Raw genomic sequence first — 25,957 nt, 5'->3', positions numbered from 1 at the left:
CCAGCCTATAGATACATTTTCCGAAACTCATTAGGTGTACTGCCTTTGTGCCTATGGAAGATGGAGCAAAAATAAGAGACGTTCTCATACCCGACGCTGTGAGCGACCTCACGCACCTTAAGGGATTTGTCCTTTAACAAGTCAGCTGCCTGGTTCATACGAACCTTCGTTATATAATCAAGAATCGTCTCACCCATTTTTTCTTTGAAAATGCTTCGAATATAGTTGGGTGATAAGTAGACCTCCTTGGCGATCTCCTCGACCGTAAGCGGCAAATGATACCGCTCGCTAATAAGCTTAACGATTTGGTCGGCTACGGCTTGATTGCGGTCAACATCTCTTTCGCTTAATGCCTTTCTTATTTCTTCGCAGAAGTGCATGACATAAGCTTGAATCTGTGAGGATGAGCTCATCGACGAAATTTCCTTCCAATGGTCCACAAGCAGCAAGTCCTTGAGCGAGCCTGCAAGCAGCATGGAGAAATGCTGCTCTAATGCAGCCATTAGCCGAATAATGGCTCGGATAGTGAAATTTCGATGGATACGTTCTACGCGAATCGTTGAGAAGAGCGCTTCTAACTGCATGGTTACCTGCTTGGCGTCTCCTGACTGCAAGGCGGCAGCAAGCCGAGCTGCAAGCTGCTCGCCATCATCATCCGTTTGTTTGGTAGGCAATAAATCATCCGGCGTTATGACGGCTCCGCCGAGCCTGAAAAACTTCTCCTCATTGCAAGCGCGCGCCTGCAAGTAGGCATCCCAAATAAGATGAAACCCGGTATGCGGCGCGGACAATCCTATCGTAATTTGTGCGCCGAAGGAGAGGGAGAGCTCCTCTCGGAACTTTTCCCAGAAATCCGTTGTAGATTGTGCGGCTCTCTGCTCATTTCGCCATTGAAAGAGAACGAATAAAGCATGCGGCTCGCTTTCAACAACAATAAAGGAATCGAGATACTGCCGGGCAATAGTCCGCATGAGCTCCACTCTGTCGGGAGAGGCTTCGCTTGCTGGCTGTGCAGAAATCGGATAGTCTGCCGGCGCATCAATCGTTGCATAAAAGGCTGCAAACTCCCTGTTTGCACTGAAATCAGATGAGCTAAGCTCCCATTTCCGAATCCAATCCTTCCGCTTCTCTTCATTCGGCTCGCGTATAATACGGGTCATCCATTTTTCACGCAGCCATTCTCCGCCCTGATCTGATATCTGTTCCTCCTCGCATTTTTTCTTTACCTTCTCAATTAACGCGATCAGCTCCTCCATATCTATCGGTTTTAACAAGTAGCCAGTCGCCTCAATGTTCAGCGCTGCCTTAATATACTGAAACTCGTTATGTCCGCTCAAAAATATGATTTTTACGTTCTTATCGATTTGCTTTGCTCTTCTTCCGAATTCCAGCCCGTCCATAATGGGCATGCGGACATCTGTCAAAATAATGTCAGGCTTTAATTCAGCCAGCTTACTAAGCGCTTCCTTGCCATTTCGCGCCGTTCCCGCGACCGTAATGCCGATTTTGTCCCATGGCACATAATGCTCCATCGTTTCGAGCTCAATGGCTTCATCATCCACTATCAAAATGCTGTACATGCTTGTTCCCACCTTTTATCATGTATCTGTTTTTGAATGTTTATTTAGTTTATCTGCAATACCGCATTTCAACAATGGAGCATATGGAAGTGTGTCGTTTTGCGTTACAAATCGGTAAATGCTTGTATAGAATGGGCAGGGCGGCCGACCTATAATGAAGTCACTAAGCAACGCAAGATTGGCAGGAGGTTATTAAATGGAATCCATAATGAAAGCGGAATCAAGTAAATCTGTTCCACCCAAAAAGAAGCGCAGCATTGGAAATTCAAATGTGTGGGGCAGATTGAAGGAACAGCGGCTATTATTTGTGCTCATGCTTCCGGCTTTAATCGTCACACTCATATTTTCTTACGTTCCCATGTTTGGCTTATACATGGCTTTCATTAATTACTCGCCAGGCGGGGGATCGTTTTTTGGTCAGTTTTTTACAACAGAGTTTGTAGGGCTGGAGTGGTTTAACTACTTCTTTACGAATGGCGATTTCGTCAGAGTAATGCGCAATACGCTGGCACAAAGCTTTCTATCTCTGTTATTCGGTTTCCCCATGCCGATTATTCTTGCCTTAATGATTAATGAAATGCGCAATGGCTGGTTCAAACGGACGTTTCAAACGGTATCTTACATGCCTCATTTTATTTCGTGGGTCATTGCCGCAAATATTATTATCACGGTACTTTCTTCAAGCGGTGTCATCAACAATTTGTTGACGGGGCTTGGAATCATCGATGAGCCGATTCAATTTATGCAAAACGGTCCGCTGTTCTGGTGGATTATCGCTTTCTCCAACACATGGAAGGACATGGGCTTTAATGCCATTATGTATTTGGCCGCTATCTCAGCTATTAACCCAGAGCTGTATGAGGTGGCGAAGGTAGACGGGGCAAGCCGATTAAAGCAAATGCTGCATATCACGCTGCCGTCTATTAAACCGACTATTATCATTCTTGCCATTTTAGCAGTTGGCGGAATATTGAATGCAGGTTTTGATCAGCAATTTTTGATGCAAAATAATACCGTGCTCCAATATTCGGAAGTTATTGACACGTACACGTACAAATATGGTTTACAAAACGGAATGTTCTCTTACGGAGCAGCTGTTGGATTATTCAAATCGGTCGTCGCGTTTATCCTTGTTCTAAGCGTCAATAAGATGGCCAAAAAAATGAATGAACAGTCGTTGTTCTAGGACAAACAAGAAAAGGAGAACACTTCATGGCAAAATTTAAAAATGATTTTCTGTTTATGTCGATCGTCTACTTATTCATCATCGCGGTTTTTATCGTAACCTTTTATCCTTTCTGGAACATCTTTATCATTTCGTTCAATAGTGCTGAAGATACGCTGCGAGGAAATCTGTATTTGTGGCCAAGGGATTTCAGCCTAGCCAGCTATAAGCAAATTTTATCCGATAGCGAGATTTGGACGGCTATTAAAGTTACGGTGCTGCGGACGCTAATCGGAACGCCACTCGCGGTTATTGTCATTAGTATGCTTTCCTATTCACTAAGTAAACGCGAGCTCGTTGGAAATCGGTTCTGGTCACTGTATTTTGTGTTCACGATGTATTTTGGCGGCGGACTCATTCCTTATTATATGGTGCTCAAAAGCTTACACCTCATTGACAGCTTTATGGTGTTTATTTTACCGGGCATGATGAACGTCTTTTATATGATTATTGTTCGAACCTTCATGCAGCAGCTTCCGCAGGAGCTGGACGAATCAGCAAAAATAGACGGCGCTAATTACATGCAAATTTTCTTCAAAATTATACTGCCGCTAACGACACCAGTGCTCGCGACGATCGGCATGTTTACGGCTATTGGCCACTGGAACGCTTGGTTCGATTCCTACGTGTTCACGTATAACTCTGATCTTAAGACGCTTCAGGCCGTACTCGTAAAAATCTTGAATCAGTATCAAACCAGCTCCATGGTTGGCGATGCGCAGCAGCTCGCTGATGCTTCGAAACGACTGGCCGTGTCTCCGGATACGATTCGGATGGCGGCAACTATGGTAGCAACGCTTCCGATATTAATGGTTTATCCATTTTTACAAAAATATTTTGTTAAAGGCATGACCCTTGGCGCAGTAAAAAGCTAAAGAAGCGGAAACTTTGTTGGAGGTGATGCCGATCACGCTTAAATAGGGATGAAAATGTACTATAATAGAATCACTTACGAGGGGGATTTATACTATGCGTACTAAAAAATGGATCGTATTATTTTTAAGCATGATCGTTGTCATTTCCGTATTATCAGCTTGCGGCTCCAATAATGCTAAAGAAAACGGCAACTCGAGTGCTGGCGAGAATAGCGCTGGAAATGACAAGTCTAACGAACCACTGACCATAACCTTTTTCGATAAAAATACGGGAGATAAATTCAGCAACGCGGTAGCGGCGGAAATTACGAAGCGGACAGGAATTACAGTAGAAATTCAGCAGCCAACCGGAAATCCAGCGGAGAAGCTGAATCTGATGCTTGCAAGTGATGATCTGCCGGATCTCATCATGTTCGAGAGAAGCAGTGATTTGGTTAACAAATACATTGAGTCGGGTGCTATCATTCCACTAAATGATTTGATTGAAAAAAACGGCCCGGATGTAGCAAAAATGTATGGCGATGTGCTTAACAAAACGCGTTATAAAGACGGTAAAAACTATTACCTTTCCAACTGGTATGGGTTTGAGAATGAGCCCGTATTTGGCTTCAATATGCGTAAAGATATTTTGAAGGAGCTGGCTCCTGATAAAGCAGAAGGCGGAGTGCCTTTCACGGAAACTGAATTCAAGCAGCTATTGCTTGATTTTAAAGCGAAATATCCTACGATGGACGGTAAAGAAACGATCGCACTATCGATGGATGGAGAGAACTTTGGCGGTACGCTAGGCACTTTCAAAGGTATGTTCGGTATGCTGCCTTTCTACGATGAGAATGGTGAGCTGAAGTTTGATGTGAAAGACCCGCAATACCGCAAAATGATTATGTACATGAATGATTTGTACAACACAGGCCTGATCGATAAGGAATGGGCAATTAACAAAAAGCAAGCTTGGGAACAAAAATTGGCGACAGGTTCTGTATTTGCTTCAACAGGCGCGTATTGGGATGCTGGAGGAGCAAACACGATTCTGAAGAAGGATCGTGGTGAAGAATCACAGCTGTTCCCTTACAAGGTTGTAGCAGATGGCATAGATCCTGCAAAAACGACATACGGCGGACGCAGCTCACTTGGCTGGGATGCGATTACGATTACGAAAAAAAATAAAAACCCGGAACGCACGATGAAATTTATGAACTTCCTCGCGAGCGAAGAAGGACAATATTTGTTGATGTGGGGAATTGAAGGCCAGCACTGGGATATGAAGGATGGCAAGCATACGCCGCGTCCAGAAGTGCTGCAAAGCTTTAAAGACGATTGGAATGCCTATACAAAGGAATCAGGCATTCGCAAATGGACTTGGTTTATCAAAAACGGCAATGGTTCCGACGGAACACCTTATGACTTAGCGGGCCGCTTCGAACGTGGCGCTGTCGATAAGATGGCACTCAAAAACTTGTCTGACTCGGTGTATGACTCCGTACTCTACGATGGTCTTGGACCGCAGGGAGGAACGCCAGAAGCACTGAATGAGCAGAAGGTTAATGATATTGTGAAGCAGGGGCTGACGAAAGCGATTATGGCGAAGTCTCCTGAAGAAGCAAACAGCATTTTTGATAAAATGCTTAGTGACATGAAGGCTGCTGGAGATGCAAAGGTTGAAGCGATTTATACAACCAATTACAAAAATCGTGTTGAACTTTGGAAATAAACATAATGCAAGCATAATGGAGGCCGGCGCTGCCGGCCTTCTCCATTATAAAAGAGGAGCGGATGAGAGATGAAGATTGGACAATTCGAGCTGGAGCAGCGCATGGAGGAATATGTTGTTGATAACGGAGTCATTCAGGCAACTGTACATTTGACGGATGGGCATGTATCGCTGAAGTGGAGCAGCGGCGCCGCGCTGGTTGGCCTTTATGCCGAAGCGCGTTATGGTTTGGAGCAGCTTCGCTCCACTTTCTACAGCAAGCATGTTGTAAACGAAACGTCTACCCACGCCATTGAGGATGGGTTTGGCAAAGGAGTGCACTGGAGCTTTGAGCATGAAGAGCTTGGCAAGCCATTAATGCGTCAGCATTTCCGTATGTACGAGCAGCTGCCTTATTTGTTGATGGAGCTTGAAGTGGAAAGCGAGCTCGAATGGGAGACGAATGAAATCACGCCGCTAGCCGCATATTTAAATGATGGAAGTATTGCACAATTTGGGGCAGATGCAGGTGCCAGCGAGGAAATCAGGGCGTTATTCGTTCCATTCGATAATGACAAATGGGTTCGTTTTGCCTCGCATGCTATTCCTTGCAGCGTACACAGCTATGAGACAACCGCCATTTATCGCGCGCAAAGCAGAAACGGATTTGTTATTGGATCAGTCACACATGATACTTGGAAAACAGGGGTTGTTGTGGAAGGGACGTTCCCTGAGGATCTGGGCAGGCTGCGCGTTTATGGCGGAGCCGCCGATATGCAGACGAGAGATACAGTCGCACACGGAACAATTCGCGGTAAAAGCATTGTATCTCCGACGATTTTTGTAGGCGCGTTCTCGGATTACCGCGATGGGCTTGAAGTGTATGGCAAGGCGAATGCCGTATTGACACCAGCACTTCCTTGGGAAGGCGGCGTACCGATGGGCTGGAACAGCTGGTCAGCCGTCATGGGCAAGCTTGATTATGATGTGTATACGTATACATCTGATTTCTTCTCCAAACAATTGCAGCAAAACAGCTTTGCTGACGATCAGGGAAGCCTTTACGTGAACTTCGACTCCTTCTGGGACAATTTATCGGAAGAGCAGCTAAAGGACGCACTAAGACGGGTAAAAGCAAACGGTCAAAAGCCGGGCACTTATTATACGCCATTCGCTTTCTGGGGCAACGATCCGGATACGCCCGTAGAAGGAACAGATGGGGCAGTGCTTTACCGTGAGATATTGATCAAGGATGCAGCTGGACAGCCGCTGCCGAAGCTGGATGGCGCATTTGCGATAGATCCATCGCATCCAGTCGCGCTGGAGCGAATTAGAAAAAGGCTGGAGAGCTTTATAGAGCAGGGCTTTGATTATGTTAAGCTGGATTTTCTGACGCATGGCGCGATGGAAGGCGTTTTCTATGACCCCGATATAAGAACAGGAATACAGGCGTACAACAAAGGTATGGCTTGTGTGCGTGAGACACTGAATCCTGAGAAAATTGGCAGACCGTTCTTAATTAATCTGTCTATTGCACCGTTATTTCCGCATGGCTATGCACACAGCCGCCGTGTATCCTGCGATGCATTCGGAACGATTAATGATACCGAATATATGCTTAACGCGTTAACGTACGGCTGGTGGATTAACGATAGCTTGTATCGTTTCAACGACCCCGATCATGTTGTCCTCTATAAAAGCGACAACCAGCGTGCGATTAGCGAGCATGAAGGGAGAAGCCGTTTGAACAGTGCGGTGATTGCAGGTACGTCGCTTCTGCTCGGCGATGATTACCGAATGGAGGAGGCAGCGCGGCGAGCCAAGGAATGGATGACAAATCCAGAAATTATGGCGTTAGCTAAACGAGGTGTGACCTTCCGTCCGGTTGAGTGCAGCAGTGGGAACAAAAGTGAAAATCTGTTCATGATGTGTGCAGATGAAGGGACTTATGTCGCTGCTTTTAATTTCGAAGTGGAGAAGGAAAGCTTGTTGCACGCATCATTTGCAAGAATGGGCATAGATTCCTCTAAGGGGATAGTCGTTCGGGATTTGTGGAGTGGACAGGAGGGTCAAGCCGTGACAGAGGGTGACGGACATCGTATTGAGTTGGCACCATCGGAGTCTAAGCTGCTTCTCTATGTACAGGCGCAATAGCGACTAAAATGGATTAATAGCAAGTAAAATGCAGGAAACGAGCTATTTAATACGAAAGCTAAGAAAAATATGACAAAATCGGTTACTTTTTCATCGTTTTCGCGTATTATCCCCTATAGCCATATAAAAGATGCTTGGAAGGGGAGATTTCTTTGAGCTTTACAGATCAAAATCAGAACCTAGGCGAGAATCACAGTATGAGCGGTCGAAGGCCGCCAGAGCTAAAGCCAAGTACGGTTAAAAAAATCGTATTCGGTATCGTCGCCGCAGTTATCGTCATTTATTTAGGAACAACCTCCTTTTACACAGTACAGGAGCAGGAACGGGCAGCCATTTTAACCTTTGGCAAGTATTCGAATGAAACTTCAGCAGGTTTGCATTTTAAATGGCCTTATCCGATTCAAGATGTCAAAATTGTAAAAGCGGAGCTGACTCAGCGGATTCATATCGGTTATCGTCAAGTGGGCTCTGAAGCCGTTCCAAATGATGATGAAGCGATGATGATCACGGGTGATGAAAACATCGTTTCCGCGGATGCGGTTGTACAATGGAAGATAAGCAACATTCATGATTACTTATACAATATTTCTGATGCGGAACAGTTTCTGCGAAATGCAGCAAGCTCCTCGATTCGTGCAGTAATCGGCTCGGAGAAGCTTGATTACGCCATTACTGACGGTAAGACAGTCATCCAAGACAAGGTTCGGGAGAAGCTGATTGAGCTGCAGTCCAAGTACAAAACCGGCATACAAATCATTGACATTAAGTTCCAGGATATCGAGCCGCCAAGCGGTCAAGTGGCTGAGGCCTTCCGTGAGGTAACGAATGCTCGCGAGGAGAAAAACACCAAAATTAATAACGCTGCGAAGTACGAGAATGACCGTATTCCGAAAGCGCGCGGTGAGGCGCAAGCGCTTCTTGAAAATGCCGAAGGACAGAAGAAATCTCGGATTCTGAACGCCGAGGGTGACGTTGCCAAGTTTAATGCAATATTCGGCGAGTACAAAAAAAATCCGAATGTTACCCAAAGTCGTTTGGTGCTGGAGACCCTTGAAAAAATATTGCCAAACGCGAAAATCTTTATTACGAATTCGAACAGCGATACCGTAAATTATTTGCCGCTAAATGAATTGCTGCGCAGCGGTAGCGGCAGCACGACGACTCCGCCGGTAACAACGCCGCCGCCAGCCGCAGAAGCTCCGCAAGGAGGTGACGCACAATGAAAAGAAACCAATGGTTAACAATTATAGTTGTGCTGGTTGTTGTCATATTGGGCTCAGGCTCGATGTATATCGTGAAGGAAGGCGAATATAAGGTTGTGCTTCGATTTGGTGAAGCGATGAGAGCTGTGCCAGAGCCGGGCCTTAAATTTAAGCTTCCGTTCATTGAGAACGTATCGACGCTGCCGAAATATCAAATGACATATGAAAGCACGCCGACGACGATTCTAACAAAGGATCAGAAGCCGATCGTAGTAGACAACTATACGGTATGGCGCATCACGAATGCATCACAGTTTTTAAGAACGGTGCAGTCGGTCAGCGGCGGTATACAGCGGATAGATGAGGCCGTGTACAACTCTGTTCGCCGTAAGCTATCAGAGGTTAATTACGATAATATCATTAGTGAGAACACAGCGCGCGGCAATATTAACGATGAGATTACGAAGGATGTTGTGTCGGCGTTGACACGTGATAATTATGGTATTGAAGTTATCGATGTTCGCATTAAACGTACCGATTTGCCGGAAGAAAACAAGCAAAGCGTATACAACCGGATGATTTCAGATCGTCAATCGATCGCTGCACGCTACTTGTCCGAAGGTGATGAGGAGTCGCGAAAAATTACTTCCAAAGCAGATCGTACAGCTACGGAGCTCTTAGCGCAAGCGCAAGCTGATGCCAAAAAAATCGTCGCTGAAGGCGAGCGTGAAGCAGCCGTTATTTATAACAAAGCATACGGCAGCGACCCGCAGTTCTACAATTTCTATCGGACGTTGGAGAGCTATGCAACGACGTTGAAAAACGAACCAGTCATTATGATGCCAATCGATTCACCTTATGCAAAAATATTATTAGGTCAATAACCGGAAATCCCCTTCGCCTCAGCGTTGGGGATTTCTTTTTGTAAAGGCCAGCTAACGGCATTTTGAGAGTGAAAACTCGAAATGCTGTTTTTTTGTATAGAAAAGGCTATCAAACCTGCATAAATATTGCATTTGTACTGCTTGTAGTATACTTCAAATCCTTTAAAGTTAAAGAGGTAATATCTCATAAAGCGATTTTCATTGCCATAAATGACAGCGCTTTATTTGGTTCGTGTTTGACGCAGGGGATCGATAACAGGGATGAAGGGGTGAACCAAGTGAGTAGAAGAAGCAGTAAAAAGGGCATTAGTATTTTTGTTATATTTTGTGTCGTATTGGGTTTGTTTACAGGTGTTCATAGGCCTGTAGTTTATGCAGCAGGCACGCCGGTTATTGTGCCAAACGGAAGCTTTGAGAGTGATCTTGCTTCGTGGAATACATCGTTTACACCGGCTGAAGGAACGACGCCGATAACGATTCAAGGAAGCTGGATTCCAACCGGAGGCGGTACCAAACGATTGGATTACTGGAGTGCGTCAGATTATACGGCTAACACGCATCAGACCATTACTGGTTTGAAAAATGGTTCCTACACGTTATCCGCATGGGTAGAGCGCGGAGCAGGATTTAATGAGAGCTATATGTATGCCAAAGACATGGGACTTGCTGAAGTAAAAGTAAATGTGCCGGAGAGCGGCGCATGGGTACAAATCAGCATGCCATTAGTCGTTGCAAACAACCAGCTGACATTAGGTTTTTATGCGGATGGCAATGCAAACAACTTTATGGGCGTTGATTTGATTACACTCGTCTTGGATGAAGCTGATCCGGCAAGAGCTCTTGAAAATACGAGCTTTGAAAATGATTTAACAGGATGGGAGACGAGCTTTGGGCCAGAAGGCAGCGAGACGCCTATCTCTATTAAAGATTGGACTCCTGAGAATGGCGGCACGAAGCGTCTGAACTACTGGAGCGCTAACGCTTACACAGCGGATACGTTCCAGACCGCAACGGGGCTTGAGAACGGTACCTATACGTTATCGGCTTGGGTTGCAAGAGGCGATGGCTTCACACAAAGCTATATGTACGCGAAAAACACGGGAAGAGCAGAGGTGAAGGTAAATATTCCGGTCAGCTCATCCTCGTGGACCAAAATTAGCTTGCCAGTCGTTATTGAAAACAATCAGGTTACGATCGGCTTTTATGCAGACGGAGCTGCAGACAAATGGCTTGGTGTCGATCTGATTTCACTGGTTAAAGAAGAGGAAGCCCAGCTGGAGCCTGTTGGCGTAGCGATTGGCAATCAGGGCTTCGAAGCGGAAGAACCTGCTCAGGTCATCAGCTCCTGGTCAGAGGAAGGCGATATGGACGCTTCTTATACGGAAGCACCGGGCTATTTAAGCAGCTATGGCTTAACGCATTATTCTGATCACGATTATAAGGTGACTACCTCCCAGACGATTACGGGACTAGAGAACGGATATTACACGCTGACAGCATGGGCGCAAAATGGCGGTGGCCAGCAAGCGGGCTACATATTCGCCCGTGACCATGGCACCTCGGAGGCGAGAGCTGCGGTACCGATCGGCAGCACATGGACAAAGGTGTATTTGCGCGGTATTCAGGTTACGAATGGAACAGCGACGATCGGTTTATTCTCAGATGCAAAAGCAGGCAACTGGACGAAGCTTGATTTTGTCGAGCTGGTGAAGGATGACCAGCCGTACAAATTTCTCAAAGGCGGCGATGTCTCAGAGCTTACTTATGTAGAATCGCAAGGCGGCAAATTTTACGACAGCAAAGGGAATGAGAAGGATTTATTTCAGCTGTTGAAAGAAAACGGCCACGATATCGTACGTCTGCGCGTCTATAACGAACCGGGCAAAGGCCATGGCGACGGCAGCTATTACCGTCCAGCAGGCATTATGGATAAGGCGGACATTCTGAAGCTTGCCAAACGTGCAAAAGCTGCTGGTTTGCAAATTCAATTGTCCTTCCACTATAGCGATTACTGGACGAACGGCGCTACGCATAATATCCCTAACGCATGGCAAACGGCGATTAAGGATTTGGCAGATGATGCTGCAAAGGTGACTAAGCTGGAGGAGCTTTTGCGAGCATATACGTTAGACGTTATGGAAGCAATGGTAGACCAAGGCACGACGCCGGAGTTCGTGTCGTTAGGCAATGAAATGCAATCGGGTATTTTGTTTCCTTACGGCAGAGCATCTGGAGGGAGCTGGGCTAATCTAGCAAGGTTCCTTAAAGCCGGAGCGGAAGAGGTTAAGAAGGCTTCTCCGACCTCAAAGGTCATTCTGCATCTGGATGACGCAGGCAACACGAGCAAATATGAAAACTTTTTTGATGAGATAGAGGCAAGAGAGGTCCCTTATGACATTATCGGACCGTCCTATTATCCGTTCTGGACGGATGACACGATTGAACAAATCGTTGCGTTTTGTAATTATTTCAGCAAAAAATATGATAAAGATATTATGATTATGGAGACTGGATATAACTGGAATCCCACGCTGCCAAATGGCACAATTGGCCAGCTAAACGATAACGGACCCTACCCAGCAGATACGAGCTCTCCGCAAGGGCAAAAAGAATTTATGATTAATTTATTCAACGGTCTGAAGAGCGTAGATAATGGCAGAGTTATCGGCGATCTATATTGGGACCCGATTATGATTGCAGTGCCGGGTGTAGGCTGGGCGATTAAAGAAATTGACGATCAACCCGATTTGAACGTGGTGTCAAATACGACTTTGTTTGATTTTGATGGCAAAGCATTGCCCGCTCATGATGCCTACAAGCAAAATACGGAAGGGTCGACGCTTGGACATATTTCGGGTGTTGTGCGAGGCGCGCTTGGCAAGAGCATCGCTCATGCGACGATAGCTGTTGATGTAAATGGTACGATGTTGACGACAAAATCGGATGCAGCTGGGAACTATTTCATTCCGGATTTGCCAATCGGCCAAGTCTATACGATTACAGCTGCAAAAAGCGGCTATGAAGGCGGAAATATTTCCGTTAACCTCTTGGAAGCGGGTACGTTCACGTCGAATCAGAATATTGCAATGATCGGCGGCGCTATTACGGGAGCCGTTAAGGATCAAAACGATAATGCGGTTATTGATGCGAAGGTTAGTGCGATGATTGATGGCGTTGTATACAGCGTAGTTACGGATAGCTCAGGGCAGTATACGCTTGCAGATTTGCCTGCTGCTACAAATGTGACTGTGACGGCTGCTAAAGAAGGTTATGTTAGCGAGGGAGCTGTCAACGCTTCGGTAGCAATTGGGTCGACGACTTCGTCGATTGATTTATCTTTAGCATTAAATTCAGGCACGATAACAGGTACAATCATTGGAAGTGACAAAGCACCAATCGATAAAGCGCAGGTTAGCGTTGCTGCAGCAGGAAAAGTGTATTCCGCATTGACCAATGCAGCTGGTGAATATCGACTAGTGAACATACCTGCGGGAAGCAACTATAAGGTCATTGCTATTAAATCAGGTTATTTAAATGCGGAGTCATCCCCTGTTTCGGTTAAAGTTGGCGAAACGACTAGTGATGTTCATTTGACGCTATTGAATAATCTTGGAGCGATAACAGGTATCGTATTAGACAGCTCATACTCGCCTGTTGAAGATGCGACGGTCATTGCAGTTAAGGGTGAGAAAACCTATACAGCAAAGACGAATGCAGCGGGACAATATGTACTTGCTGATGTATTAGGCGGCAATGGTTACGCCGTTTCGGCAAGCAAAGAAGGATATTTAAACGGCTCGGCCTCAGCGGTTGATGTTGCGACTCGTCAGACAATAAAAGCTGGCAACATCATTTTAGCTGCGAAAATACCGTTAATCAATGCTGGTTTTGAGCAGCAGGGTGCCGATAAATACACTCTTCCAGGATGGAACACAACGGGAACAGCAAATGCAACCTTTGCTTCGAAAGATAATCCAAAGGATGGAAGTTATGTACTAAATCTTTGGCATGCGGGAGCCTATGAATCGGATGCTAATCAGACGATTACAGGGCTTGCAAATGGTTATTATACGGTTTCAGCATGGTTCTATAATGGCGGTGAGCAGAAGGAATATTATATGTACGCCAAGGACTCGAACGGTGAACTGGCACGTCTAAATATTCCGAAAACAAATGCGATGACGCCATTCAGCATGGTTGTGAAAGTAGAGCACGGGGAGCTGACATTTGGCTTCTATGCAAACGCGAATGCAGGAAACTGGGCTTTAGTTGATGCGGTTGCAGTTGGTTTTCTAGGTGAAGGAACCGGTGCGATCAGCGGAGAAGTGCAGGATGCAGAAGGCAACAAGCTGGCGGATGCTGCCGTAAAAACTGTCATTAAAGGAGTAGAATATGCAGCGGTTACAAGTGCTGCGGGCGAGTTCACCTTGTCAGATATACCGCAAGGATCGGGTTATTCTATTGCTGTGAGTAAAGCAGGCTATATCACGAGCTCAGTAACTGAGGTGGCTGTTACCGATAAGCAGGTGACAACTGGAGTAACGATTGTGCTGGCAGCAGAAGCGGGACCGTCACCAACACCGACGACACCAGTGGAGCCAGAACCAACACCAACGACGCCGGTGGAGCCAACACCGACACCGGCCACACCAGCGACACCGCAGCCTACACCAACTGTGCAGGCGGTGAATGTTGATTTGAGGCAAGGGCTGAAGAATGATAAGGATCATTCAATCACAGTAACCACGATGCCGACAACGGGAGCCTTAGGCATCATTGCGAATATGGCTGCAAAGCAGATGACAGAGTTAGCAAATGAAGGACTGCAAGCGGTTATTTTCAAAACCGGCTTTGCAACGATCTCGTTCGCACCTGACCTGTTCAAGGATGTAATCAACCCAGCATCAAACAACGTACAATTTTCAGCTGCTAAAGTGGATGCTTCAGCCTTATCCAATCAAGTGAAGAAGGCTGTAGGCGACCATACGGTTTATGATTTTAATCTTACCGTCGATGGGGTGAAAGTTCCTCATTTTGATAAGAACAAGGTCATAATCGAACTTCCGTATACGTTGCGTCAAGGAGAAGAGCCTCATAACGTTGTTATTTTTTACATCAACGAGGATGGTAAGCTGGAAATAGTGAAAAACGCGATATATGATGCTGCGAAGGCGACAATCACTTTTAGTCCATCGCATTTCAGTAAATATGCAGCGGTTTATAAGGCTGTTTCATTTACCGATCTAGCTAAGGCCGGATGGGCACAGCAGAGTATCGAGTTCCTTGCGGCAAGAGGCATCATAAGCGGATTTGAGGATCAAACCTTTAAACCGACAGATGCCGTAACAAGAGGACAATTTCTGCAAATGTTAATGGGGATTTTGGATACAGCAGCTAAGGGAGATGGACCAGGCTTCTCGGATGTTAAAGAAGGAGCATGGTATGCAGAAGCGATCATAAACGCTCAAAAGCTCGGTATTGTGAAGGGCAAAGATGATGGCAGCTTCGGTGTGCATGATGTCATAAGCCGTGAAGAAATGGCTGTTATGATGTACCGTGCTGTAAAAGCAGTCAACGTAAAGCTGAGTAATCTAACAAACGTGGAAGCTTTTGCTGATCAAGCGCAAATAGCTGATTATGCCGCAGAAGCTATTCAACAGATGCAGCAAGCCGGTTTAGTCAACGGAGTCGGGCAGGGTGTATTTGCACCGAAAGGCCATGCGACAAGAGCACAGGCTGCTGTTATTTTAGAAAGATTGTTTCAAATGATGTATTCTGTACATTAATGAGTTAGACAACAAACAGGGTATATCCTTAGACGGATATGCCCTGTTTGTATTAAAAAACCTTTTGTACGTTCACTCAACATGCCTAATTATGCGTATGGTTAAAAAAGCAACCAATATGTTGTGAATATGCCCTGTATGGCGTGGAATCGGTTTGATACGATAGCAAAGAACGATTACGAATGAAATCGGAGGTATATGATGCATTTTTCTTTTGAGACAAACCAAAGGGCGGACTGGAGCTTGTTTTCTAACGGCAATCAAGACGCTGAAGGCATCCAGCAGGATCATCCGTCGTCTACTGAGTATATCATGCTTCAACATACTTCTTCTTATTGCTCAGCGGCGTCTAGGACTATTGAAAAGCTTGAGAACGGCTATTATACATTGACAGCATTGACGCAAAACAGCGGAGGGCAACAAACCTGCTATATTTTCGCGGAGGCTGTAACTGGTGAGACTCGGATAACAAGCCTTCCAGTATCATCGGAGTGGATACCTGTTATTATACGAGGCATAGAAGTAAGGGATGGAAAGTGCACCATTGGTCTCTTTACCGAAGGGAACGGCGGAAGTTGGTGTAAGGTGAAATCGTTTGAGCTTGTGAAAAGTGATGAGTCCTATGAGCTGCTGAAGGGCGGGGACATCTCCGAGATGCCGCGGATTGAGGAAAACGGCGGTATTTATAAGGATAATCATGAACCGATGGACGGCCTTGAAATATTGAAAGCTTATGGGCATAACATTGTTCGGATTCGACTATATAATGATCCTGGAAACAAAGACTACTGGCCTTCGAATCAGCTGGATGCTAGAGGTTATCAGAACGAGGAAAGAACGCTCGCTTTAGTAAAAAGAGCGAAGGATATGGGATTCCAAATTCAATTCTCTTTCCATTACAGTGATTACTGGACAAACGGTTTGGCTCAGCACAAGCCCCATAACTGGGAAGGACTTTCTTTTGCGGAGCTGAGAGAAGCCTTATATCAATATACACGAGCCTTTATGACGCGTTTGGTCGAGCAAGGCACAGCTCCTGAGTATGTATCGCTTGGCAATGAAATACAAGGCGGCATGTGTTATCCCGATGGTGCTATTGCGAATTGGCCGCAGCTGGCTGAGCTTCTAAAGGCAGGTTATCAAGCGGTGAAGGAAGTATCTGAAACGAGCAAGGTCGTTATTCATTTGGACGGCGCGACTGAGGATGAGAAATACGAGCAGTTTTTTGGCAATTGCGAGCGGTATGACGTTCCCTATGACATTATCGGACCATCCTATTATCCGTTCTGGACACAGGCATCGGTTCAGCAGCTAGTGGCCTTTTGCAATAAGCTGGTTGCCAGATTTGATAAGGATATTTTGCTCATGGAAGCGGGTTTTAACTGGAGCGCGTTTACGGGGGCTGGCATGCGAGGTCAGCTTGAGAACAATGGGCCCGAGCCGTACGAGAGTACGCCAGAGGGTCAACGTGATTTCATGTATTCTCTGATGAACGGCATTAAGCAGGTAGATGGGGGAAGATGCCTAGGCGTGCTCTACTGGGACCCCGTCATGATTTATGTACCAGGCGTAGGCTGGCAGAAGGACGCTCCTAATGTGGTTGATAACACGACGCTGTTTGATTTTGAAGGAAATGCGCTGCCCTCCATGCTTGCGTACAAATATAACAATTAACGTAAACGTAAGAACTGGGATATCGGAGTAAAAACCGATATTCTGGTTCTTTTTTTGAAAGAATAGAAATGTTGTGCGATAAAGTAGTTGTAAAAACATAACATACATTTCGATTTTACGGGTTGAATTGAATGGAATGTCCACGTATGGTGAAGAGGAAGAAAATGATTATTAAGCAGCAGCCCAAATGACATCCAGCAGAGGTGCAAAGCAATATGCCTAAAATTAATTTATTTACTAAAATCGTCGCTCTAATCATCATTATGCTGGTTCCGATTATGCTGCTCTATTTCTACTCTAATAAGACTAGCACCGACATTCTTGGCGAGGAGCTTAACAAGTCGAACACGAATCAGCTCCTATTCTTTCAGAATCAAGTCAATACAAGCATCGATTCGATGGCCCTTTGGCCTGACTTATTGATACAGGACCCCGATATTTCGTCGCTTCGCGATATTTTTACGGAAATGCCGGAGCTGAGTCTGGGCATGATTACTTTGATCAAAAGAATTCAAACGAAGCTGGCCATTCAGCAAAATTCATCGAAGTGGCGAAGCAGTCTTCATATCTATTCACCGATTCTCCATAGAGATATTTCGGATAATGACGTTGTGCTTTATGACGACGCCGATTTGAAAAAAAGATTAAAGCCTGGCTGGCAAGTGAAGGCCGCTGAAAATAATGAATTTGTTTTCTCTCGTTATGCGGTAACACCGTATTCTAGTTACTTGGACCCAAGCAGCTCGAACCTGGTCATTGAGGTGCAGTTCGACAGCTCGAACATTAAAGATATGTTGGACAAGTTCAAGAGCGATGGCCGCCGAGAACCCTTTTATTATTTGGAAGGCGTCGGCGTTATTTATAATCGCTCGGCAGATAAGGAACTGACGAACAACGTAATCCATTTGTTGAAGCAGCAGCCGCTTCAGGACTTGGAAAGCCGTACGATCGATTTGGGCGGGGAAAAATATTTGGTCAATATTGTGAAGTCAGAAACGATTGGTTGGCATTTGATCGATTATATTCCGATTTCCGAAATCATTCGGCCTATTCAAAAGACCAATCAATTATTTTATGTATCTTTGGCAGGCTTGCTGCTGTTATGCTGCATCGCTGCTTATCTTTTATATGCGCAGGTACAGGTTCCTATTAAGCATCTCATCGTTGGGTTTCAAAAGCTGAAAAATGGTGATTATTCGGTTCGAATGAAGCCGCGCGGCAGGAGCGAGTTTGGTTTTCTTTATACGCGCTTCAACTTGATGGTCGCTCAAATTCAAGAGCTGTTTGAAACGGTGTATTTGGAAAAAATTCATGTGCGGGAAGCACGTTTAAAACAGCTGCAATCACAAATTAATCCGCATTTCTTTTATAATTGTTTCTCGTTCATCTCAAGCATGGCCAAGCTTGAAAAGAATGAAGCAGTCGTTGCCATGTCGCATCATTTGTCCAACTATTACCGTTATACGACAAGGCAAGAACGCGATCTTGTTGCGATGTCAGAGGAAATTAATTTTGTGACCAGCTATTTGGAAATTCAAAAAATGCGCATGCCGCGACTACAGTATTCAATCAGCTTGCCTGCGGATATGCGCCATCTTGAAATTCCGCCGCTGATGCTGCAGCCGCTCGTTGAGAATGCAGTTATTCATGGTATTGAGGCATGGACTGATGCATCGATTATTCAAATAACGGGAGAGTGGCATGAAGAGGGAGCACGGCTTGTCGTAGAGGATGACGGCAAGGGGATGAGCATGGAGGATATTCTTATTCTTCAGCACAAAATGCAGAACCAAATGGATGAGCAAATGGGCTGCGGGTTATGGAATGTTCATCAGCGCATGCACTTACGATTTCGCGGATCAGCAGGGGTTAGCTTCTCATCCTCAAATCTTGGAGGTCTAAAAGTCACGATTACTTGGTCACCAAGCTAGATAAAAAAAGGGGTTTTCAAATGATTGAAATTTTATTGATTGATGATGAGTCGTATGTTACGGGAAGCTTGGAGAAGACCATTCCTTGGCTCTCGATTGGCGTGAAAAGCGTGTATCAAGCGACATCTGCCTTTGAGGCGTTGGAGCTTCTTGAAGAAAACTCGATAGATATTGTCGTTACCGATATTGCGATGCCGGAAATGAACGGGCTTGAGCTCGTTCAAGAGATCAGCCAGCGCTGGCCTAATATCAAATGCATTTTGCTTACAGGGCATTCTGATTTTCAATACGCCAAAAAGGCCGTTCAGCTGCAAGCATTTGATTATATATTAAAGCCTGTAAATGACGATGAATTTGTGAAAACGATATCAGGAGCAATCGAAGCGCTAAAGGATGAATGGGAGCAGGCAGAGAAATATCAGCAGCTGCTGTATGATCGCAAATCTGATTTCAAGGTGCTGCGCGCCAATTTTATGGTCGACTTGGTATTAGGCAGACAGCTTTCGCCAAAGACGATTAAAGAGAAGCTGACGCAATACGAAATTTCTCTTGAGATAGAACGTCCAACCGTCATGATGCTCGTCCAACTGGGCAAACAATTTTCACATCTGGATTATAGCTCTTCCTCACTTATGGAGTTTGCCGTAGGGAATATTGCGGAGGAGTCGTTTGCTCAGCATTTCCATGTATGGCATTGCAAAGCTCCGCATGAATATTTGCTTATTATGGCGCAGCCTAAAACGGAAGCCGGCGAGAAATCAGAATTTAGTATGGAAAGCCGCAATTTACGTAAAACGATACTTGCCGAAGCAACCAAGAAGCTTCGTACAAATGTGAGCAACTATCTCAAAGGAGATATCTCCATTGTCGTTACGGATTGGTTCGAGTTTCCTAGTGCGATTACGACAGCGTATCGTTCTGGCCTAGGAGCGATGTTCATGATTGCAAATGAAGAGCAGCACTCTATTCATTATTTGGAGGATCGCTCGGGCAAGGACAACACTTTTGTTAAATCTATGGAAAGCTTATATAAGCCGCCTACGATGATAACATTGCTGGAGTCGAAGCGCTGGGATGCGGTAGAGCAGAAAATTAAAGATGTTTTTGCCGATTTGAAAAATACCCGATTCTCAAGAGAGCATCTATACGAGGTATACTTAGCGCTTACCAATGCTTTTATGTATATTACGCATAGACAGGGCCAATACGTATCCCAAATCAATGAGCTGGGTATCGATTTTATTTTGGATCAAACGGTTGTACTATCGCCTGATCGGCTGGAGGATTGGTCAATTGGCGTATTGCATAAGCTGCAAAGCGTGCTTTCAGTGAAAGAGGAGAGCTCCAAAAGCTTTATCGTTAAGCAGGTGCAGGAAATTGTTGCGAACAACCTCAGCTTAGATACGACTGTAAAAACGATTGCTGATCGCGTGTTTCTTCACCCGGTCTATCTCTCGAAAGTATTTAAAGCGGAAACGGGAGAAAGCTTAAGTGAATGGATCATCGGAATGAAGATGGAGCGGGCGCTTTATTTGCTGAAAAATACGAACAAAAAAATATATGAAATTACGAGTGAGCTTGGTTATCAGAATCCGCAATATTTTAGCAAAACGTTCAAAAAATATTATGGTATGACACCTCAGGAGTTTCGCGAACAGTAAAGTGGTTGTAAAAGGTGCTGATATGTTCGCTTTGTGTCATAGGCTGAAATTGCCCCTAAGCCTATAATTAAGCATGTAGAACATAATCATGAGGGGGATTACAATGAATATGAAAACAAAGAAACGGTTCACGTTCATGCTTTGTATGCTTCTAATCGTATCAGCCATCATTGGCTGCTCGAACAGCGGCAGCAAGGCAGAGCCGTCGAATAAGCCAAGCGACAACACTTCCGCGGGCAATGAGGAAAACCCTTACAAAGAGAAATACGATCCGCCGGTTACGATTTCCACGGTATGGGGAGTAGACCCTGCGCTAACCTTCCGTGAGGGAGAAACGATTGAAAACAACGTGGCAACAAAATGGGCGCTCGATACGCTTGGTATTAAAGTAGATTCCCTTTGGTCAGTGACAGATACAAATGGAGCATTTGCAACAAAAATGCGCCTTGCGATGTCTTCAGGACAAAAAATGCCGGATGTTGCTGTCGTTGGCGACAAGCTGCTGGCACAAGATCTAATTGACTCCGGCATGTTCCAAGACGCAGGCGAGCTGTTCGATAAATATGCCGGCGAGAAATGGAAAGCGGCAATGAATCTTGATACCAGCGTATGGAATGCTTATATGCGTGATGGAAAACGAATCGGTATTCCATTACTTGATTATGCTTACAACAACGACTACGTGCTCTGGATTCGTCAAGACTGGATGGATAAGCTTAATTTGAAAGCTCCAAAAACGATTGCTGAGCTGGAAACGGTAATGGAAGCTTTTAAAAACAATAATCCACAAGGATTGTCGCCAGAAAAAGTTGTTCCACTAAGCGTTGGCTTTAAAACGTCGATGAACACTTGGATGGGTGATCCATCATGGGTATTTGGCGCATATGGCACACTTCCAGCACAATGGAATGAGGCAGCGGATGGAACTTTGGAATACGGTTCTACGAACGCAGGCATGAAGCAAGGTCTTATTAAGCTTAAAGAGTGGCGCGACAAAGGTTATATTCCGAAAGAAGCAGCACTGTGGGATGAGAATAAAACGTCTGAACCAGCTGTAGCTGGAACAGCAGGCATTATTCCTGGACCTTACTGGATGAGCGGCTGGCCGCTATTGGATACAGCAAAAAATGCTGAAGGCGCAGTATGGAAGCCTTATGCGATTCCAACTGGTGAAGACGGTAAAGCAATGCGTCACGGCACTTCCTTTGTAAATGGCGTTATTCTGATCAATAAAGATATGAAAAATCCAGAAGCTTTCTTCACTTACGAGAACTATCTATTCGACAACCTAGCTGACCCGCAAGAAGGAAGCCCGTTCGAGCTAGGCGCTTTTGAAGGTTATGATTACGCTCTTGATGCTAGCGGCAAACCGCTGTACCTGGATGATGTTCCAGGCGGTGCCATTACGGCTCCACTACGTTACTTCATTGTACGCGACGGTGCGCGTATTCCTGATGCACAGTTTAAAGCATTGCTTAACCTAGCTGAAGGCAAAGAAGCAAAAACCTATCGCGAGAAGGAAGTTGTTGCGCAGTACGGACCGGAAACGGCGCTTGCTGCAACTGTCGTTATGGAGCAAGATGCGATTTCCAAGAAGGATATGTTTGTAGGACCTCCTACCAAAACAATGAAATCACGCATGGACTATTTGAAAAAAATTGAAGCTCAAACGTTTAACGAAATCATTTATGGCGCTAAACCTGCTGAAGCTTTTGATGAATTCGTGAAAAGCTGGAAGTCATCCGGCGGCGACGATATGACGAAAGAAGTTAATGAGTGGTATGCTAGTTTAACGAAATAAGCTTGACGAAATGCGGTCCCTGAGGGGCCGTATTTTTTTGTGTTATACAGCAAGCTAAATTCACATGTTGGATTGCAAAAGTGGTTGCATTTGTGCCATGAATGTTGGGTTTGTTAGCTACTTCAATTTTTCCGTCGCTGATATAATTTTTATATAAGGAACGCAATGCATACGTGCCGTGACAGGCTGATTGCGTTCTGCATCTCATCCAGCGGGAGGAACAAAACATGTCTCAGCAGCAAACAATTCAACAAGATGACATTTCGGTATCTGTTGTCAAATCAAAAGGAAAACCGCTGTTTTATTACCTCATAAAGCAATGGCCATTCCATCTTATGGTGCTTCCATCCCTCGTCTTTCTAATCATCTTCGCATACTTGCCAATGGGTGGACTTGTAATGGCTTTTCAGGATTATAAACCATGGCTAGGCCTGACAGGCTCGGAATGGGTTGGACTGGATCAGTTCCGCTATTTGTTCGAGAGGCAAGACAGCCTGCAGGTAATCTGGAACACGCTAATCATCGCCATTTTCAAAATGGTACTGAATCTTTTTGCTCCATTCGTATTCGCTATTCTTTTAAATGAAATTAGAAAACAGCTTGTTAAACGTTTTGTACAGACGCTAGTCTATTTGCCGCATTTTTTATCTTGGGTTATCTTGGGCGGCATTCTTACAGATCTTCTATCGACGGAAGGCGGGCTGGTGAACCGTCTCCTAACAGGAATATTCGGAATCGAGCCGATCTTCTTCCTAGGTGATGGCGATTGGTTCCGCTTCACCGTTATCCTCTCTGATGTATGGAAAGAGTTTGGATTCGGTACCGTCGTATTCCTTGCAGCGCTTGCCAACGTTAACCCATCGCTTTATGAGGCGGCAGAGGTGGATGGCGCAAGCCGCTGGAAGCAAACGCTTCATATTACGGTTCCGTCGATGATTCCCATTGCGATTGTAGTCGGTACACTGGCGCTCGGAAACGTGCTGAATGCGGGCTTCGATCAAATTTTCAACCTTTATAATTCATTGGTTTACGCGAAGGGCGATATTATTGATACGTTTGTATACCGCACAGCTATTTTAAGCGGCGAAATGGGCTTTGGTACGGCAATCGGATTGTTTAAATCGGTGATCAGCTTTGTCTTAGTCGTTATCTCTTATCGCCTTGCTTACAAACTAGCCAATTACAGAATTTTTTAAAAAATATAAGCAAGATCGCGAAACGAGTTAGCCGTCTGAGGACGCGACGGCCGTTTACGCTAGCCAAAGGAGGACCTGCCGAATGTATCATAAATCACCATCCTATCGCGTTTTCAACACGTTCAATACGATCCTATTGATCGTTCTTGCCCTGCTATGTGTGATTCCGCTGCTGCATGTGCTTGCCGTATCGCTAAGTGCAAAGGCGGCAGCGGATGCCAATATCGTCGGTCTATGGCCGGTAGATTTCACGTTGGATGCTTACCGAAAAACGACAAGCAATCCGATCTTTCTAAACTCGATGTGGATCGCCGTTCAGAGGACGGTAATCGGTACGCTGTTGACTTTGTTGTTAGCCTTCTTGGCAGCTTATCCGCTATCCAAAGAAAACACCGCATTCCGCGGCAGAAATATTTATGCTTGGCTGTTCGTATTCACGATGCTCTTCAACGGGGGACTTGTCCCGTTTTATATGGTCATTCAAAAGATTGGCCTTATGGACAACTTTTGGGTGCTCGTGCTTCCAGGAGCGGTTAATGTCTTCTTAACGATCCTTATGCTCAACTTTTTCCGCGGAGTACCCAAGGAGCTGGAGGAAGCAGCGCTTATTGATGGAGCAGGACATTTCCGTACATTGTTCAGCATCTATCTACCCGTTTCTTTACCGGCCATTGCAACGCTCGCTTTGTTCAGCATGGTCTTTCATTGGAATTCATGGTTTGACGGTCTGCTTTATATCGGAGATCCAAAGCGTTATCCGCTGGCCACATTCCTTCAAACGGTTATCATCCAGCGCGATATGAGCTCGATGAGCATGAACCCAGCTGATTTAGCGCTAATCTCACAAAAAACAGTAAAATCAGCGCAAATTTTCATCGGCGCTCTCCCGATACTTATCGTATATCCATTCCTCCAAAAGTTTTTTGTCAAAGGTCTGGTAATGGGTTCGGTCAAAGAGTAATCGAGTAAACACAACACACACTCACATCCCACCAAAAAACAGGGGCTGTTCCAAACGTAGATTTATCTACGCTAGGAACAGCCCCTCTGTATTTCTGGGTTTTATCACTGTATTTCTGGGTTTTATCACTGTATTTCTGGGTTTTATCACTGTATTTCTGGGTTTTATGGATGAAGTTTAAGCAGAGCGACGCAATTGCCAACTCTAACGAACCCAGCAGCTCTTATTCAAACGTTTCGTCCTGGATTAATAATCTAACGAACCCCAGAATCGTTATTTCGGGAAAAGTAGCACATATCACCCCAAATAACATGAGATAACGTCCCTAGGATTCGTTAGAACTTTAACAAAGTAGTTTTCAGCAAAATAAGCATCATACAGTTCCTTATAGAAGTAATCAGCGGGTTATGCACCCAAAGTAAAGCGTGTCCCAAAGGGACGAAAGCGTTCCAACGCAAACGCAGCAAACGAGCGCATGGTTAGCTTTAACATTAGTCCAATTGCGGGTGTCCAGAGGGCGCAGCCCTTGGGGCCCTCCCTTGGAAGGGAGGGTTTGGGTGGGTTCGAAACGCCTTTGAAGGTTTGGTTATTGTATTTAAGTAATCAGCGGGTTATGCACCCAAAGTAAAGCGTGTCCCAAAGGGACGAAAGCGTTCCAACGCAAACGCAGCAAACGAGCGCATGGCTAGCTCTGACGTTAGTCCAATTGCGGGTGTCCAGAGGGCGCAGCCCTTGAGGCCCTCCCTTGGAAGGGAGGGTTTGGGTGGGTTCGAAATGCCTTTGAAGGTTTGGTTATTGTATTTAAGTAATCAGCGGGTTATGCACCCAAAGTAAAGCGTGTCCCAAAGGGACGAAAGCGTTCCAACGCAAACGCAGCAAAAGAGTGCATGGTTAGCTTTAACGTTAGTCCAATTGCGGGTGTCCAGAGGGCGCAGCCCTTGGGGCCCTCCTTTGGAAGGGAGGGTTTAGGTGGGTTCGAAACGCCTTTGAAGGTTTGGTTATTGTATTTAAGTAATCAGCGGATTATGCACCCAAAGTAAAGCGTGTCCCATAGGGACGAAAGCGTTCCAACGCAAACGCAGCAAAAGAGCACATGGTTAGCTTTAACGTTAGTCCAATTGCGGGTGTCCAGAGGGCGCAGTCCTTGGGGCCCTCCCTTGGAAGGGAGGGTTTGGGTGGGTTCGAAACGCCTTTGAAGTTGGGTTAACAAGTAATCAGCGGGTTATGCACCCAAAGTAAAGCGTGTCCCAAAGGGACGAAAGCGTTCCAACACAAACGTAGCAAACGAGGGCATGGTTAGCTTTAGCGTTAGTCCAATTGCGGGTGTCCAGAGGGCG

At 45.5% G+C, this 25,957-nt stretch carries 14 protein-coding genes; 13 read left to right on the top strand and 1 reads right to left on the bottom strand.

Going from position 1 to position 25,957, the window contains the following annotated elements:
- Positions 1-5: 5 nt before the first annotated feature.
- Positions 6-1,580 (bottom strand): response regulator, encoded by a 1,575-nt coding sequence (locus tag AC0VYE_RS26800; protein ID WP_076267441.1) that lies wholly within the window; start codon positions 1,578-1,580, stop codon positions 6-8.
- Positions 1,581-1,776: 196 nt separating this feature from the next.
- Between AC0VYE_RS26800 and AC0VYE_RS26795 the strand changes: the two genes are divergently transcribed.
- The 13 genes from AC0VYE_RS26795 (at position 1,777) to AC0VYE_RS26735 (ending at position 24,620) form a co-directional block, all read left to right on the top strand.
- The gene (locus AC0VYE_RS26795) at positions 1,777-2,766 is read left to right on the top strand and encodes an ABC transporter permease (protein WP_256710846.1); all 990 of its coding nucleotides are present in this window, start codon (positions 1,777-1,779) and stop codon (positions 2,764-2,766) included.
- Between the two features lie 26 nt (positions 2,767-2,792).
- Positions 2,793-3,680: a carbohydrate ABC transporter permease gene (locus AC0VYE_RS26790; protein ID WP_076267442.1), complete on the top strand. Its 888-nt coding sequence runs from the start codon at positions 2,793-2,795 to the stop codon at positions 3,678-3,680.
- Positions 3,681-3,774: 94 nt separating this feature from the next.
- Positions 3,775-5,391, top strand: coding sequence for an ABC transporter substrate-binding protein (locus tag AC0VYE_RS26785; RefSeq protein ID WP_076267443.1), 1,617 nt, complete (start codon positions 3,775-3,777; stop codon positions 5,389-5,391).
- Between the two features lie 69 nt (positions 5,392-5,460).
- Positions 5,461-7,524: an alpha-galactosidase gene (locus tag AC0VYE_RS26780; RefSeq protein ID WP_076267444.1), complete on the top strand. Its 2,064-nt coding sequence runs from the start codon at positions 5,461-5,463 to the stop codon at positions 7,522-7,524.
- Positions 7,525-7,676: 152 nt separating this feature from the next.
- Positions 7,677-8,747 (top strand): FtsH protease activity modulator HflK, encoded by a 1,071-nt coding sequence (gene hflK, locus AC0VYE_RS26775; protein ID WP_256710847.1) that lies wholly within the window; start codon positions 7,677-7,679, stop codon positions 8,745-8,747.
- The gene (hflC, locus tag AC0VYE_RS26770; RefSeq protein WP_076267445.1) at positions 8,744-9,610 is read left to right on the top strand and encodes a protease modulator HflC; all 867 of its coding nucleotides are present in this window, start codon (positions 8,744-8,746) and stop codon (positions 9,608-9,610) included. Before hflK ends, hflC begins: the two co-directional genes overlap by 4 nt.
- Positions 9,611-9,888: 278 nt before the next feature.
- A complete protein-coding gene (locus AC0VYE_RS26765; RefSeq protein ID WP_475443584.1) occupies positions 9,889-15,396 on the top strand; it encodes a glycosyl hydrolase 53 family protein in 5,508 nt (1,835 codons plus the stop codon).
- A 198-nt stretch (positions 15,397-15,594) separates the two neighbouring features.
- Positions 15,595-17,070, top strand: a complete 1,476-nt coding sequence (locus AC0VYE_RS26760) for a glycoside hydrolase family 53 protein (RefSeq protein WP_475443582.1) — start codon at positions 15,595-15,597, stop codon at positions 17,068-17,070.
- A 215-nt stretch (positions 17,071-17,285) separates the two neighbouring features.
- Positions 17,286-19,001 (top strand): sensor histidine kinase, encoded by a 1,716-nt coding sequence (locus tag AC0VYE_RS26755; RefSeq protein WP_076267448.1) that lies wholly within the window; start codon positions 17,286-17,288, stop codon positions 18,999-19,001.
- A 20-nt stretch (positions 19,002-19,021) separates the two neighbouring features.
- Positions 19,022-20,662, top strand: coding sequence for a response regulator transcription factor (locus AC0VYE_RS26750; RefSeq protein ID WP_076267449.1), 1,641 nt, complete (start codon positions 19,022-19,024; stop codon positions 20,660-20,662).
- Positions 20,663-20,765: 103 nt separating this feature from the next.
- The gene (locus tag AC0VYE_RS26745; protein WP_475443580.1) at positions 20,766-22,463 is read left to right on the top strand and encodes a type 2 periplasmic-binding domain-containing protein; all 1,698 of its coding nucleotides are present in this window, start codon (positions 20,766-20,768) and stop codon (positions 22,461-22,463) included.
- Positions 22,464-22,798: 335 nt separating this feature from the next.
- Positions 22,799-23,659 carry an ABC transporter permease gene (locus AC0VYE_RS26740; RefSeq protein WP_076267739.1) on the top strand — a complete coding sequence of 287 codons (861 nt, stop codon included), beginning with the start codon at positions 22,799-22,801 and terminating at the stop codon, positions 23,657-23,659.
- Positions 23,660-23,741: 82 nt separating this feature from the next.
- The gene (locus AC0VYE_RS26735) at positions 23,742-24,620 is read left to right on the top strand and encodes a carbohydrate ABC transporter permease (protein ID WP_076267451.1); all 879 of its coding nucleotides are present in this window, start codon (positions 23,742-23,744) and stop codon (positions 24,618-24,620) included.
- Positions 24,621-25,957: the final 1,337 nt, after the last annotated feature.

It is taken from the genome of Pristimantibacillus sp. Z349TD_6 (assembly GCF_056173205.1).
Note: the sequence above shows the minus strand (reverse complement) of the source record. Positions and strands in the feature narration are given on the sequence as shown.